Raw genomic sequence first — 13,910 nt, 5'->3', positions numbered from 1 at the left:
AATTTTGAGGCGCATCAAGGAAATTGCTCACGAGGCCGTGTTGGTGGCCTGCAGAGCCCTTGGAAGACCGGCGGCGTTGCCCGGAATGGGCAACGGCGCCAGTAACAGGCGGGTTCAGCGCTCGACGAAGGCGTGCTCTATGGTGTAATCGCCGCGCTCGCCGATGCGCCGCGAAACCGCGAAGCCGCGGCGGTCGAGCAGGGCGCGGCAGTCGCGCAGCATGGCCGGGCTGCCGCAGATCATCGCGCGGTCGTGCTCGGGGTCGAGCGGGGGCAGGCCCAGCGTCTCGGTCAGGCGGCCGCTGTCCAGCAGGTCGGTGATGCGGCCCTGGTTGCGGAAGGGTTCGCGGGTCACGGTCGGAAAATAGAGCAGCTTCTCGCGCACCACGTCGCCGAAGAACTCGTTCTCGGGCAGCTCGCGGGTGATGAAGTCGGCGTAGGCCAGTTCCGATACGTGGCGCACCCCGTGGGTGAGGATCACGCGCTCGAAGCGTTCGTAGGTCTCGGGGTCCTGGATCACGCTCATGAAGGGGGCCAGGCCGGTGCCGGTGGACAGCAGGTAGAGGTTGCGGCCGGGGCGGACGTCGTCGAGCACCAGGGTGCCGGTGGGCTTTCTGCTGACCACGATGGGGTCGCCCGGGCGCAGGTGCTGCAGGCGCGAGGTGAGCGGGCCGTCGGGCACCTTGATGCTGAAGAACTCGAGGTGTTCCTCGTAGTTCGGGCTGGCGATGCTGTAGGCGCGGGTCAGCGGCCGGCCGTCGGTTTCCAGGCCGATCATGACGAACTGGCCGTTGATGAAACGCAGGCCCGGGTTGCGGGTGGTGCGGAAGCTGAACAGGGTGTCGTTCCAGTGATGCACGCTGATTACTTGCTCGGTGGCTAGGTTGCTGACGATGCGTTGGGGGGCGACGTTGCTCATGGCGGTTCTCTGTCTGGCGGGGCCGGGGGGCTTGTTGTGGGGACCATTCTAGGTCGCCTTGCATATCTGTTTGATGGATAATCCATCTATCCCATATTTGCCAAATCGATATGCGATTCACGCTGCGCCAGATCGAGGTCTTCGTCGCCATCGCCCGTGGCGAGAACGTCTCGCGCGCGGCCGAGGCGCTGTCGCTGTCGCAGTCGGCCACCAGTGCGGCGCTCGCGGACCTGGAGCATCAGTTCGACCGTCCGCTGTTCGACCGCGTGGGCAAGCGCCTGCGGCTGAACGAGCATGGCCGGCTGCTGCTGCCGCAGGCGGTGGAACTGCTCGACCGCGCGCAGGAGCTCGAAGCGCGCCTGCGCGAGGATGACACCCCGGGGAGCCTGAAGGTGGGCGCCACGCTCACCATAGGCAACTACCTGGCGCCGCTGATCATGGCCGACTACCTGCAGCAGCATCCGACCGGGCAGGTGGCGCTCACCGTGCACAACACCACCACCATCCTCGCCCAGGTGGCGCGTTACGAGATCGACCTCGGGTTGATCGAGGGCCGTGCCGACGATCCCGAGGTGGAGGTCGAGCCCTGGGTGGAGGACGAGCTGGTGCCGTTCTGCGCACCGACCCATCCGCTGGCCGGGCACAAGACGGTGAGCCTCGACGAACTGACACCGGAATGGTGGATCCTGCGCGAACGGGGTTCCGGCACGCGCGAAACCCTGGAGCGGGCGCTACGGCACCGGCCGGAGGGGCTGCGGGTCCGGCTGGAGCTCGAGCATACCGAGGCGGTCAAGCGCGCGGTGGAGAACGGCCTGGGCATTGGCTGCATCTCCCGCCTGGCGCTGCGCGACGCCTTCCGGCGCGGCAGTCTGGTGCCGCTGGAAGTGCCCGGCCTGGACCTGAGCCGCCGCTTCCAGTTCGCCTGGCATCGCGGCAAGTACCACACCGCGGCGATCCGCGCATTTCTTGCGGCCTGCCGGCGGATGACCGCGGGCGCGCGGCGCAGCCACGAGATCGCCTTGCCGCCGGTCAAATAGCAAGAGGGGAAACACGAGCGTGTTGCGCATCATCAATCTGGCGGTTGCCGCCGCCCTGTTCATCGGCCTGGAGCGCTGGCTCGGCGGGCAACTCGGCGCGCCCGGCGCCGGACTCGCGCTGCTGGCCACCATCGCCTGGCTGTGGATCAGCGAGGCCCTGCATGTCAGCGTCACCGCGCTGCTGGTGCCCCTGCTCGCCACCGCGCTGGGTATCTTCAGCTTCGACGAGGCGGTGCGCCAGTTTGCCGATCCGATCATTTTCCTGTTCCTCGGCGGCTTCGCGCTGGCCGCCGGCCTGCAGCGCCAGGGGCTGGACCAGTGGGTGGCGGCCTGGGTGATCCGCCGCGCCGGCGATCGCCTGGACCGCGCGGCGCGCTGGCTGTTCTGGCTCACCGCCGGGCTGTCGATGTGGATCAGCAACACCGCCACCGCGGCGATGATGCTGCCCTTGGCGCTCGGCCTGCTGTCGCCGCTGGATTTCGAGCGCAACCGCCGCACCTGGGCCTACGTGCTGCTAGGCGTGGCCTTCTCCGCCAACATCGGCGGCATCGGCACCCTGGTGGGCAGCCCGCCGAACGCGATTGCAGCGTCCAATGTCGGTCTGAGCTTCGCGCAGTGGATGCTCTGGGGCTTGCCGTTGGTACTGGTGCTGATGCCGCTGATGGAACTGGCGCTGCGCTACACCCTGCGCCCGACGCTGGACGTCGAGGTCTGCCCGCCGGATGTGGCGGTGAGCTGGAACGGAGCCCATCTGGCGATGGGGCTGGTGTTTCTGCTCACCGTGCTGCTGTGGGTGTTCGGCGCGCCGCTCGGCAAGGCGATCGGGCTCACCCGCGGCTACGATGCGGCGGTGGCGCTGCTGGCGCTGGTGCTGCTGCATACCCTGCACCTGGCGAGCTGGAAGGACATCGAGCGCAGCGCCGACTGGGGCGTGCTGCTGCTGTTCGGCGGCGGCCTCACGCTGAGCCGCGCGCTGGGCGACAGCGGGGCGGGCGAATGGCTGGCGCTGCAACTGGGCGAGCCGATGGCCGCGCTTCCGGTATTGGTGAGCCTGGCACTGATGGTGCTGTTCGCGATGGCGCTGACCGAGTTCACCAGCAACACCGCCAGCGCGGCGCTGCTGATCCCGCTGTTCGTCGGCATGGCCCCGCAGATCGACGCCGTGCCGCTGGCAGTGCTGGTGGCGGTGGCCACCTCCTGCGCCTTCCTGCTGCCGGTGGCCACACCTCCCAACGCGATCATCTTCGGCAGCGGCAGGGTGCCGCAACGCGCGATGATCAAGGGCGGCCTGGGGCTGACTGCGGCCGCCTTCCCGGTGCTGGTGGCGGCTGCGGCGCTGGCCCTGTGGCTGGATTGACCGCCTGGCCTGCCTCCGGGTTACGTCACCGGACCTGTAGGAGCGGCCTTGGCCGCGATGCGGCGGTGGTTTCCTCGATGGCCCCATCGCGGCCAAGGCCGCTCCTACACACCGCCTGCCGGCGGTCGCTCAGCCCTGCAGCGCGGGGGCGCCCTTGGCTTCCGTCTTGGCCTGCGGGGCGCTGCGCTCCGGCATGTAGGCCGCCACCTGGCAGGCGATCGAGGCGACGTAGGGAATGCACTGCAATGCCAGGATGCCTACCCACAGACGGGTCTCGATCTGGTCCAGACCGTGCATCGACAGCATGGCGGCGATGCCCAGCAGCAGGGCGCCGAGCAGGCCGAGTTCCTCGCGGATCGGGCCGAAGAAGGCCAGCGCACCCTTGGCCTTCCAGCCCTTGGGGGTGACCACGAAGGTGCCGTGCTTCTTCCACAGGCCGGCGAACACGCCGCGGGCGATCGCGTGCGCCAAACCTACCGAGAGGATGGAGGCACCCAGGATGTCGCGCCACGGGCACGCCATGGTGCGCCGGTAGAGGATGGGGCCCAGCGCCGCCTTGAAGATCATGAAGGCCAGCACCGGCAGCGCCAGCGCGGTGACCGGCAGGCCGAAGGCCTTGGGGAACAGCAGGATGCCCAGGGTCCACGCCAGGCTGGCAAAGGCGAACACCAGCTGCAGCGCATCGCCCAGCCAGGCAAACCAGCCGGTCAGGAAGTGGTAGCGCTGTGCGAGGTTGAGCCGGCTGCGTCCGACCATCTGCGGCACGTGGTGCTTGAGGATCTGCATCGCGCCGAAGGCCCAGCGGAAGCGCTGGCTCTTGATCGCGGCGAAGTCCGAGGGCGTGAGGCCGCGGCCGTAGATGTGGTCCACGTAGCGGGTGTCGTAGCCCTTCTCGATCAGGCGCAGGCCGAGTTCGGTGTCTTCGCAGATGCACCACTCGGACCAGCCGCCGACTTCTTCGAGCGCCAGGCGGCGCACCAGGGTCATGGTGCCGTGCTGGATCAGCGCGTTGCGCTCGTTGCGGTGGTGCATGCCGATGCGGAAGAAGCCGTCGAACTCCCAGTTGCACATGCGGCGGAAAGGCTGGGTCTCCCAGTCGCGGTGGGCCTGCGGGGCCTGCACCACGGCGACGTCCGGCTTGTCGAAGTGCGGGATCAGGCCGGCAAGCCAGTCCGGGTCGACCACATAGTCGGCATCGACCACGCCGACCACCTCGGCACGCGGATCGGTGACCTGCAGGCCGTAGTTCAGCGCGCCGGCCTTGAAACCTGGCCAGTCCATCAGGTGGAAGAAGCGGAAGCGCGGGCCGAGCTCGGCGCAGCGCACTTCCAGCGGCTTCCACTTGGCCTCGTCCTTGGTGTTGTTGTCCAGGATCAGGACTTCGAAGTTGGCGTAGTTGAGCTTGGCCAGGCTGTCGATGGTGGCGATCACCATCTCGGGCGGCTCGTTGTGGCAGGCCAGGTGGATGGAGACGAAGGGCTGGTTCTCCGGCGCGTGCGGCGGCAGCGGCATGAAGCGGCGCTGCCAGCGGCGCTTGAACAGCACCTCGCCGAACTCGAAGCCGTGCGACAGCAGCACCGCGGCGGTGAGCACGGTGGCGGCGATCAGCAAGGTGAGCCCGACCAGGTCGCGCTGGTTGAGGTAGTAGTCCACCGGCACGTTGATGCCGATGATCAGCGTCGACACGCAGGCCTGGATCAGGCCGGCGAGGAAGACGCGGCCGAAGACGTTCCAGTCGGCGAGGAAGAAGGCCATCAGCAGCATCGGCAGCAGCGCCAGCGCGGCGGCGGTGCTGGCCTTCTTCTGCCAGTGCGGGTCGCGCACCACCACGCCTTCGAGTGCGTACTTCTGCTGGCGGTCGGCGTTGTACAGGCCCCAGTAGGCGCCCGCCCAGCCTTCCACCTCGACCTTCCAGGGCTGGTCGATGGCTTCCATCAGGTAGTAGTCCAGGCGCGGGGTGCGCGGGTGGGCAAGCAGTTCGCGGATGAAGCGCGCCTGGTTCTCGGCCGAGGCCACCGCCTCGGTGGCGCCATCGAAGCTCTTCAGCGTCGGGCCGCGGCTGGGCCAGCCGATTTCGCCGACCACGATGCGCTTGTTGGGGAAGGTGCGCGCCAGTTCGTCGTAGCGCATCAGCGCGTAGTCGAGCGCGGATTCGACCGGGATGCCTTCGTGATAGGGCAGCAGGTGCACCGCGATGTAGTCCACATGGCGGACCAGCTCGGGGTTCTTCAGCCACACGTGCCAGGGTTCGGCGGTGGAAACCGGCTTCTTAAGCGCCTTGCGGGTGCGGTCGAGGTGGACGATCAGCTGGTCGAGTTCCAGGTCGCCGCGCAGCAGGACTTCGTTGCCGACGATGACGCGCTCGATGTGGCGCATCTTGCGCGCGGCGTCGATCAGGGCGTCGACCTCGGCCTTGTTCTCCGCCTCGTCCGGCGAGATCCAGGCGCCGGCGGTGACCAGCAGGTCGCGTTTGCCGGCTTCGGTGAGCTGCGCGGGAATGTCGCGCACGCTATAGGTGCGGATGGCGTCGGCCGAGGTGGCCAGCAGGTCCATGTCGGCGCCGACCTGCTCGGTGGTGGGGTAGGTGGCGGTCAGCGGGCTCTGGTCGCGCTGGAAGCCGGTGTAGGCAAAACCCTTGATGCTCTGCGCGGTACCGATGAGCTCGGCGCCGCGGTTGAAATGCTGCCACAGGCCGTACTGCGCATAGGCCACCAGGGCAGCAATCGCAGACGCGACCACCAGTCGGTAGATCAGCGATGCGGTCTGTTTCATCTAGTCCTCTGTCTGTCACCAGGGTTGTACCGGTTGCGGTACGCAATGCCTTGTGGGCGTCGTGCCGGCCTGGGACGTTTCGCGCTGCAACATCCTTGCGTGGAGACTTTGTGCAAGAATGCGCGCGGGCTGAGGTCCAGTATCGGCGGAGCGGAGTCTACGCCTGAATTCAAGGGTTTGGGAGTGATTTTGCGGCTGGTTTTGCAACAGGAAGTATGCCGTTCGATGCAGGTCTGATTCGTAAGGAAAAAAGCAGGGTGAGACGAAACATTTTGCAGAAATGCGGTGGCGCAGCATTCGTTGTGGCGAGCCTTGCGGTGCCGGGCGCGTCCCTGGGTTTGCGTTACGGAATGCTGGAGGCGGGCCTGTTGCCGCGTGACTGCGGCGGTAGTGTGGCCGAAGGCCTGGGCGGCTTGTGCGGGTTGAAATGGGTGCTGGTGCAAGCCTTCGTGGACCAGCGCCTGGGCTGGGTGGCGTTGGGTTTCGGTGCCTTGGGTTTTGTTACAGGACGACGCGCGGCAGCCTGGATCGGTTGGTTGTGCGGCATGGCCGGACTGGTGCTGTACAGCTTCGACCCGGCCGCAGTGGGGGCGATGTTGAGCCTACTGGCGCTGGGGCGCAGCGCGGACGACGAGCGCGGGCAGACCGAGCGCGAGTCCGGTAGCAAGCCAGGCGATGGCCTGGGGGTTGGCCGGCTCGCTTGACCAGCGCGCGATGCAGGCCAGCACGATCACCGCAGCGCAGAGGCGTTCCTCGTTGCCGTTGTCTGCGCCGGTCCAGGCGAACAAGCCGACATACAGCGCCGGCAGCAGGTAGAGCGCCAGCGGAAAGTCGCGATAGCGCGGATCGACCGCCAGCAGCAGGGCGGCCACCGCTGCGGCGAACAGCAGCACGCCGCGCAGCAGGCCAAGCAACGGACCGGCATCCCCCCTGCCCGCTGCCGAGCGGATGTCGCGCCACGCGCGGGCGGCCGCCGGCACCCGGGTGTCGGCCCGCCAGCGCGCAAGGGTAAGCGGAAGCAGCGCACCCGCGAGCGCCACCACGCCCAGCACGCCCCATTCCAGCGGACTGCGGTAGGCGAGCAGGGCGTGCTCCAGGTGGAGCGAGCTGACCAGTCCGCCTACCGCGCCGCCGCTGATTGCCGCGGCACGGTGCAGCGCGCCGGCACGCATGCCGCGCGCCAGCCACAGGCAGAGCAGGGCGCCGGCCAGCATGCCGGCGAGCGGTGCGCGCAGGTCTTCACGTTCGGCCACCGGGCCGGCGAGCGGAAACTTGGCGCCGAGTTCGGCGTCGAGCATGCCCCAGTGGCCGCCCACCGTGCCCTCCAGCGCGCGCTTCCAGGGCTGGTCGATGGCCTCGATCAGGTTGTAGTGCCAGCCTTCCTCGTGCGCGCGATGCACGAACTCGCGCACGTAGCGCGCCTGGTTCACCCGCGAGGGCAGGGACTCCTCGCGCTGGCGGCCGGCGCTCGGCCAGCCGGTCTCGCCGATCATCACCGGCTTGTCGAACACCGCGCTGACTTCCTCCAGCACGCGGCCGACGTGCTCCACCGCATGCTCGATGTGTACCGGCTCGTCTTCCCAGAAGGGCAGGATGTGTACCGTGACCCGGTCCACCCCGGCGGCCAGCTCGCGGTTCTGCAGCCAGAACTCCCAGACGTCGGCGTAGGTCACCGGCACTTCGGTGCGCGCCTGGGCATAGGCGATCAGTTCGCGCATCTCGTCGGGCGTGCGCTCACGGCGCAGCAGCACCTCGTTGCCCACGATCAGCATGCTCACCACGTCGGGGTGTTCGTTGGCGAGGCGGATTGCGTTGTCGAGTTCGACCGCGTTCCTGGCCTTGTCATGGCCGATCCAGGCGCCCAGCAGCACCTTCAGGCCCAGTTCGCGGGCGACCGCAGGAACCGCGGCCAGACCCTGGTCTACCGAATACAGGCGCACGCATTCGGTGATCTTCGCCAGCGCGGCGAGGTCGGCGGCGATCTGCTCGCGCGGAATGTGGATGTCCGGGTCGAAGGGCGTCTGGCCGGGCAGATGGAAGGGCGCGTAGGACACGCACTGCAGCTTCTCGCCCTCGGCCAGATGCAGGTCGTGCATGGCCACCGGGCGACTCTGCCACACGATCAGGGCGAGCAGGCCGGCAAGTGCGGCGAAGTTGAGGGCGAGCAGCGCGCGCCAGCGCGCGGGCGGGGTGTCGAACAATCGGCGCATCGGAAAGGAGCCCGCGTCAGGAGGGAGAGATTCGCGCGCGGATTCTAGCTCAGGCGCTGTCTGCGGTGCCGCGAGCAGCGCGCGGTTTACGCAACACGGGCCGACCGTGTGCGGGTCGGCCCGTATCAGATAGCCCGCGATGCCTGTGGGCCTGCTTCAGTCGGCGTACTCCGACATCGGCACGCAGGCGCAGAACAGATTCCGGTCGCCATACACGTCGTCGATGCGTCCCACGCTGGGCCAGAACTTGTTCTCTGCCACCCAGGGCAGCGGGAAGGCGGCTTCCTCGCGGCTGTAGGCGTGGTTCCACTCCGCCGCCGACACCTCGAACTGGGTGTGCGGGGCGTTCTTCAGCGGGTTGTCCTCGGCCGGCAGCTCGCCGCGCTCGATGCGGGCGATTTCTTCGCGGATCGCGACCATCGCGGCGATGAAGCGGTCCAGCTCTGCGAGGTCTTCGGATTCGGTCGGCTCCACCATGATGGTGCCGGGTACCGGGAAGGACATGGTCGGGGCGTGGAAGCCGTAGTCCATCAGGCGCTTGGCGATGTCCACCTCGCTCACCCCGGTGGTGGCCTTGAGCGGGCGGATGTCGAGGATGCACTCGTGCGCCACCCGGCCCTTGCTGCCGGTGTACAGCACCGGGTAGTGCGGCGCGAGCTTCGTCGCCACGTAGTTGGCGTTGAGGATGGCGACTTCGGTGGCGCGCTTGAGGCCTTCGCCGCCCATCATGGCGATGTACATCCACGAGATCGGCAGGATGCTGGCCGAGCCGAACGGTGCGGCGGACACCGCGCCCTGGCCCTTGTTGGCGCGATCCGGCGCGCCGGTGGGTGCGACCACGTGGTCGGCCATGAAGGGCGCGAGGTGCGCCTTGAGGCCGATCGGGCCCATGCCCGGGCCGCCGCCGCCGTGGGGGATGCAGAAGGTCTTGTGCAGGTTCATGTGCGAGACGTCCGCACCGATGGTTGCCGGCGAGGTGAGGCCGACCTGGGCGTTGAGGTTGGCGCCGTCCATGTATACCTGCCCGCCGTGGGCGTGCACCGCGGCGCAGATCTCGCGGATGTTCTCCTCGAACACGCCGTGGGTGGACGGGTAGGTGATCATCAGCGCGGCCAGGCGTTCGCCGTGCAGCGCGGCCTTGGCCTTGAGGTCGTCGAGGTCGACGTTGCCGTTGTCGTCGCAATTGACCACCACCACGTCCATGCCGCACATCTGCGCGGTGGCCGGGTTGGTGCCGTGGGCGCTCTTGGGGATCAGGCAGACCTCGCGCTGGTGCTCGCCGCGCGAGGCGTGGTAGCGCTGGATGGCCACCAGGCCGGCGTACTCGCCCTGCGCGCCGGAGTTGGGCTGCATGCTGATGGCGTCGAAGCCGGTGACCGCCTTGAGGTAGTCGGTCAGCCCGTCGATCATCTCGATGTAGCCCTGGGCCTGCTCGCGCGGCGCGAAGGGGTGCAGGTTGGCGAATGCCGGCCAGGTCACCGGGATCATCTCGCTGGTGGCGTTGAGCTTCATGGTGCAGCTGCCCAGCGAGATCATCGAATGGTCGAGCGCGAGGTCGCGGTTCTGCAGCTTCTTCAGATAGCGCAGCATCTCGTGCTCGGTGTGGTGGGTGTTGAACACCGGGTGGGCGAGCACCGCGTCGCCGCGCAGCAGGCCGGCCGGCAGGGCGCCGCCCGCGGCGATTACGGCACCATCCAGCGCGGCCAGATCGCTGCCGGCGCCGAACAGGGCGAGCAGCGCGGCGACGTCGTCCGCGGTGGTGGTCTCGTCCATCGCCACGCCGACCGCGTCGTCCGCCGCGCGGCGCAGGTTGAAGCCGGCGGCCTCGGCGGCGGCCAGCAGTTGTGCGGTACGCGCGCCGGTGTGCACCAGCACCGTGTCGAAGAACTGCCCGGTGAGCACCTTGATGCCGGCCTGGCGCAGGCCTTCGGCGAAGATCGCCGCCAGGCGGTGGATGCGCGCGGCGATCGTCTTCAGGCCCTGCGGGCCGTGATAGACCGCGTAGAAACCCGCCATGTTGGCCAGCAGCACCTGGGAGGTGCAGATGTTGGAGTTGGCCTTCTCGCGGCGGATGTGCTGCTCGCGGGTCTGCAGCGTCATGCGCAGCGCGGTCTTGCCGTGGCGGTCCTTGGAGACGCCGATGATGCGGCCCGGCATGGCGCGCACGTAGTGCTCGCGCGTGGCGAAGAAGGCGGCGTGCGGGCCACCGAAGCCCATCGGCACGCCAAAGCGCTGGGCCGAGCCGAGCGCGATGTCCGCGCCCATCTCGCCGGGCGATTTGAGCAGCAGCAGGGCCATCAGGTCGCAGGCCACCGCGCTGATCGCGCCCTTGGCCTTCAGCGCGGCGAGCGGGGCGGCGAGGTCGCGCACCTCGCCATTCACGTCCGGGTATTGCAGCAGTGCGCCGAACACGTCATGGCTGGCGGCTTCGGCCGCCGGCCCCAGGATCAGCTCGAAGCCGAAGTAGTGCGCGCGGGTGCGGACCACGTCGAGCGTCTGCGGGAAGCAGGCCTCATCGACGAAGTAGGCGTTGGACTTGGCCTTGGACACGCGGCGCGCCATCGCCATGGCTTCGGCGGCGGCGGTGGCTTCGTCCAGCAGCGAGGCGTTGGCCAGTTCCAGGCCGGTGAGGTCGATCACCATCTGCTGGAAGTTGAGCAGGGCTTCCAGGCGGCCCTGGGCGATCTCGGCCTGGTAGGGCGTGTAGGCGGTGTACCAGCCCGGGTTCTCCATGACGTTGCGCAGGATCACCGCCGGGGTGTGGGTGCCGTAGTAGCCCAGGCCGATGAAGGACTTCTTCACCACGTTCTTCGCCGCGATGGCGGCCAGCGCGGCAAGCGCCTCGTGTTCCGGGCGGCTGCCGGCCAGCGGCAGCGGCTTTTCCAGACGGATCGCCGCGGGCACGGTCTGGTCGATCAGCGCGTCCAGGCTGGGGGCGCCAAGCGCGGCCAGCATGGTGGCGATCTCGGCCGGGCTGGGGCCGATGTGGCGTTCAAGGAAGGCGTCGCGCTGTTCGAGGCGGGCGAGCGGGGCGGTGAGGAGTTCCTGCATGGTCGTGGTCCGGGCCGTGGGGTCGGGAAAAGGTGTGACGCCGCCCGCAGGCGGCGTCGGTCGGGCGTCAGGCGTCGGCGCTCAGGCGATCGCGTCGGCGTAGCCGGCGGCGTCGAGCAGGCCACCGAGGTCGGCGCCGGCGGCCGGGCGCAGCTTGAACAGCCAGTTGCCGTAGGCGTCGGCGTTCACGCTCTCGGGCGCATCCACCGCGGCCTGGTTGGACTCGACGATCTCGCCGGCGACCGGGGCGTAGATGTCGGAGGCGGCCTTGACCGATTCGATCACCGCGCAGGCCTCACCGGCAGCGACGGTACGGCCGGCTTCCGGCAGTTCCAGGAAGACCACGTCGCCCAGCGCTTCCTGGGCATGGTCGGTGACGCCGATGGTCAGCGTGCCGTCGGCTTCGACGCGGATCCATTCGTGGGACGAGGTGTACTTGAGGTCGGCGGGAATGTTGCTCATGAGGGGCTCCGGTTCGTGTAAGTGGGCGATCGGGTGTAAAGGGAATTCCGCGGGCGGCGCTCAGACCAGCGCCTTGCCGTTGCGCACGAAGGGCAGTTTCACGGTGCGGGCGGCCAGCGCCTTGCCGCGCACCTCGACCTGCACCTCTTCGCCGGGCTCGGTGCCGGCCGGCAGGCGGGCGAAGGCGATGGATTTCTCCAGCGTGGGCGAGAAGCTGCCGCTGGTGGTCTCGCCCTCGCCGCGGGCGGTGGCGACCTTCATGTGGGCGCGCAGCACGCCGCGGTCTTCCAGGATCAGGCCGAGGAAGGCCTTGCGCTCGCCGTGGGCCTCCAGGGCTGCCCGGCCGACGAAGTCGCGCGTTTCGTCGCGCAGGTCTATGGTCCACGCCAGTCCGGCATCCAGCGGGCAGACGGTTTCGTCCATGTCCTGGCCGTAGAGGTTCATGCCCGCCTCCAGGCGCAGGGTGTCGCGCGCGCCCAGGCCGCAGGGGCGCACCCCGGCGGCGGCCAGCGCATCCCACAGGGCGACGGCGCGTCCGGCCGGGACTGCGACTTCGAAACCGTCTTCGCCGGTGTAGCCGGTGCGGCCGACGAAGAGGTCGCCCAGGCGCACTGCGGAGAAGGGGGCGGGAATGCCGTTGGCGGTGTTGAGTTCGGGAATCGCCTGCGCGGCGCGCGCCAGCGCGTTGGGGCCCTGCACTGCGATCATGGCCAGGTCGCGGCGGGCGTCCAGGGTGACGTTGGCGCCGGTGGCGGCGATGCGCTTGCGCATCCAGGCCACGTCCTTGTCCGCGGTGCCGGCATTGACCACGACGCGATACTCGGCCTCCGACATGCGGTAGACGATGAGGTCGTCGATGACGCCGCCGGTCTCATCGAGCATGCAGCTGTAGAGCGCCTTGCCAGGCGTCTTCAGGCGCGCCACGTCATTGGCCAGCAGGCCGCGCAGGAAATCGGTGGCCCCGGCGCCTGTCAGGTCCAGGCCGAGCATGTGGGAAACGTCGAACATGCCGGCGTCGCGGCGCACCGCGTGGTGTTCCTCGATCTGCGAGCCGTAGTTGACCGGCATGTCCCAGCCGGCGAAGTCCACCATGCGGGCGCCGGCGGCGAGGTGGGCGGGATACAGCGCGGTGCGCTTGGCGGGGGTGGTCTGGGCGTTGCTCATCGGTGGGGCTCCGGCAGGTGGACGAAAAATGGGGCGAGACCGGCCGCCTGGCCTGCATCGCCCCATCTGTCCCTTGTACCTGAGAGATTCCGGCGGATGGCGCCGGGTGCCCCTTCGGTGGATGCGCCGGCGCAGCTTGCGCCCGCATCGCTCTCCAGACTTGAATTGCCGTGCGCGGTCCTTTTGCCTGAGCGGTTCCGGGGGGTTACGCCTTCGGCGACTCAAAGGGAGTTCTCTCCCGCGCGACGGGCGGACGATAGCATTCCGACTGCGGCTGCTGCAAGGCCGAGGACGATGGAATCGTCGAAGATGGCAGCGCAGCCTGCTGGGCAGGAGCGGTTTTTGTTGTCGGCTGCGACGAGGTTCAGTAGTACCATGCGCACTTTGCATTGCGCCGCGCCCCGATCCGCTGGATGAAGATGCGTCGATTGACCGAACAGTCTGCAAGGTTTCTGCCGCTGCTTGCGTGGGGGCTTTCGCTGCTGCTTCTCGTTGCTGTTTGTGCCGAGTTGCTTGTCCGTTACCTGACCCCCGAGCCGCTCGTCGCGCTGCCGGACAGCCTGACGGATCCGCGAATCGCAGCGCAGAGATTGGCGGATGCAGAACCTATGCGCTCGGTGGCCGGTTCTGCGGTACCCGTCGCGCAAGCGGGGGGAGGCTTTGCGGGTTTGCAGCTGGTCGGTGTCGCCACCGGCTTTGCCGGTGGTACTGCGTTCGCCTTGATACAGCAGCGCGGCGACGCTGCGCGACCCTTCCTGGTCGGTGACCGACTGCCTTCCGGTCTGGAGGTCCTCGCCATCCATGCGGATCGGGTTGAACTGGGAAACGGCGGAACGAGCGAGGCTCTCATGTTGAGCAGGCACCCCGCCGGCACACCTGTAACCTCGATTTCACATTCGGCGGGTTACGCTCCCGCCGTTTCAGCTAGTCCGAGATAAC

The 13,910-nt window shown here is 68.5% G+C and carries 10 protein-coding genes and 1 riboswitch; of the genes, 4 read left to right on the top strand and 6 right to left on the bottom strand.

What is annotated here, in order from left to right:
* Positions 1-114: 114 nt before the first annotated feature.
* Positions 115-918 (bottom strand): ferredoxin--NADP reductase, encoded by an 804-nt coding sequence (locus IAI53_RS06960; protein ID WP_187717391.1) that lies wholly within the window; start codon positions 916-918, stop codon positions 115-117.
* A 110-nt stretch (positions 919-1,028) separates the two neighbouring features.
* On the opposite strand from IAI53_RS06960, the gene IAI53_RS06955 reads away from it, so the two are divergent.
* Together IAI53_RS06955 and IAI53_RS06950 are read left to right on the top strand one after the other, a co-directional pair.
* A complete protein-coding gene (locus IAI53_RS06955; RefSeq protein ID WP_187717390.1) occupies positions 1,029-1,955 on the top strand; it encodes a LysR family transcriptional regulator in 927 nt (308 codons plus the stop codon).
* A gap of 19 nt (positions 1,956-1,974) precedes the next feature.
* Positions 1,975-3,312 carry an SLC13 family permease gene (locus tag IAI53_RS06950; protein WP_187717389.1) on the top strand — a complete coding sequence of 446 codons (1,338 nt, stop codon included), beginning with the start codon at positions 1,975-1,977 and terminating at the stop codon, positions 3,310-3,312.
* 129 nt (positions 3,313-3,441) lie between these two features.
* On the opposite strand, the gene IAI53_RS06945 is transcribed toward IAI53_RS06950, so the two are convergent.
* A complete protein-coding gene (locus tag IAI53_RS06945) occupies positions 3,442-6,084 on the bottom strand; it encodes a glycosyltransferase family 2 protein (RefSeq protein ID WP_187717388.1) in 2,643 nt (880 codons plus the stop codon).
* 215 nt (positions 6,085-6,299) lie between these two features.
* Here IAI53_RS06945 and IAI53_RS06940 point away from each other — a divergent pair, with 215 nt between their 5' ends.
* Positions 6,300-6,788, top strand: coding sequence for a hypothetical protein (locus IAI53_RS06940; RefSeq protein WP_225433162.1), 489 nt, complete (start codon positions 6,300-6,302; stop codon positions 6,786-6,788).
* On the opposite strand, the gene IAI53_RS06935 is transcribed toward IAI53_RS06940, so the two are convergent.
* The 4 genes from IAI53_RS06935 to gcvT form a co-directional block, all read right to left on the bottom strand.
* Positions 6,687-8,294, bottom strand: a complete 1,608-nt coding sequence (locus IAI53_RS06935; RefSeq protein ID WP_187717387.1) for a glycoside hydrolase family 17 protein — start codon at positions 8,292-8,294, stop codon at positions 6,687-6,689. The genes IAI53_RS06940 and IAI53_RS06935 overlap by 102 nt on opposite strands.
* A 156-nt stretch (positions 8,295-8,450) precedes the next feature.
* On the bottom strand, positions 8,451-11,345 hold the full coding sequence (gene gcvP / locus IAI53_RS06930; protein WP_187717386.1) for an aminomethyl-transferring glycine dehydrogenase: 2,895 nt from the start codon (positions 11,343-11,345) through the stop codon (positions 8,451-8,453).
* 81 nt (positions 11,346-11,426) lie between these two features.
* Positions 11,427-11,807, bottom strand: coding sequence for a glycine cleavage system protein GcvH (gene gcvH, locus IAI53_RS06925; protein WP_187717385.1), 381 nt, complete (start codon positions 11,805-11,807; stop codon positions 11,427-11,429).
* A gap of 60 nt (positions 11,808-11,867) precedes the next feature.
* Positions 11,868-12,971, bottom strand: a complete 1,104-nt coding sequence (gene gcvT, locus IAI53_RS06920) for a glycine cleavage system aminomethyltransferase GcvT (RefSeq protein ID WP_187717384.1) — start codon at positions 12,969-12,971, stop codon at positions 11,868-11,870.
* Positions 12,972-13,136: 165 nt separating this feature from the next.
* Positions 13,137-13,222: riboswitch (glycine riboswitch) on the bottom strand.
* 162 nt (positions 13,223-13,384) lie between these two features.
* On the opposite strand from gcvT, the gene IAI53_RS18770 reads away from it, so the two are divergent.
* Positions 13,385-13,909, top strand: a complete 525-nt coding sequence (locus tag IAI53_RS18770; RefSeq protein WP_187717383.1) for a type II secretion system protein N — start codon at positions 13,385-13,387, stop codon at positions 13,907-13,909.
* Position 13,910 lies beyond the last annotated feature (1 nt).

It is taken from the genome of Thauera sedimentorum, assembly GCF_014489115.1.
Taxonomy (GTDB): Bacteria; Pseudomonadota; Gammaproteobacteria; order Burkholderiales; family Rhodocyclaceae; genus Pseudothauera; species Pseudothauera sedimentorum.
Note: the sequence above shows the minus strand (reverse complement) of the source record. Positions and strands in the feature narration are given on the sequence as shown.

Coding starts and splice junctions, on each gene's coding strand:
- IAI53_RS06960 (WP_187717391.1), bottom strand. CDS start 918: ATGAGCAACGTCGCCCCCCAACGCATCGTCAGCAACCTAGCCACCGAG.
- gcvH (WP_187717385.1), bottom strand. CDS start 11,807: ATGAGCAACATTCCCGCCGACCTCAAGTACACCTCGTCCCACGAATGG.
- gcvP (WP_187717386.1), bottom strand. CDS start 11,345: ATGCAGGAACTCCTCACCGCCCCGCTCGCCCGCCTCGAACAGCGCGAC.
- IAI53_RS06945 (WP_187717388.1), bottom strand. CDS start 6,084: ATGAAACAGACCGCATCGCTGATCTACCGACTGGTGGTCGCGTCTGCG.
- IAI53_RS06940 (WP_225433162.1), top strand. CDS start 6,300: ATGCCGTTCGATGCAGGTCTGATTCGTAAGGAAAAAAGCAGGGTGAGA.
- IAI53_RS06935 (WP_187717387.1), bottom strand. CDS start 8,294: ATGCGCCGATTGTTCGACACCCCGCCCGCGCGCTGGCGCGCGCTGCTC.
- IAI53_RS06955 (WP_187717390.1), top strand. CDS start 1,029: ATGCGATTCACGCTGCGCCAGATCGAGGTCTTCGTCGCCATCGCCCGT.
- gcvT (WP_187717384.1), bottom strand. CDS start 12,971: ATGAGCAACGCCCAGACCACCCCCGCCAAGCGCACCGCGCTGTATCCC.
- IAI53_RS18770 (WP_187717383.1), top strand. CDS start 13,385: ATGAAGATGCGTCGATTGACCGAACAGTCTGCAAGGTTTCTGCCGCTG.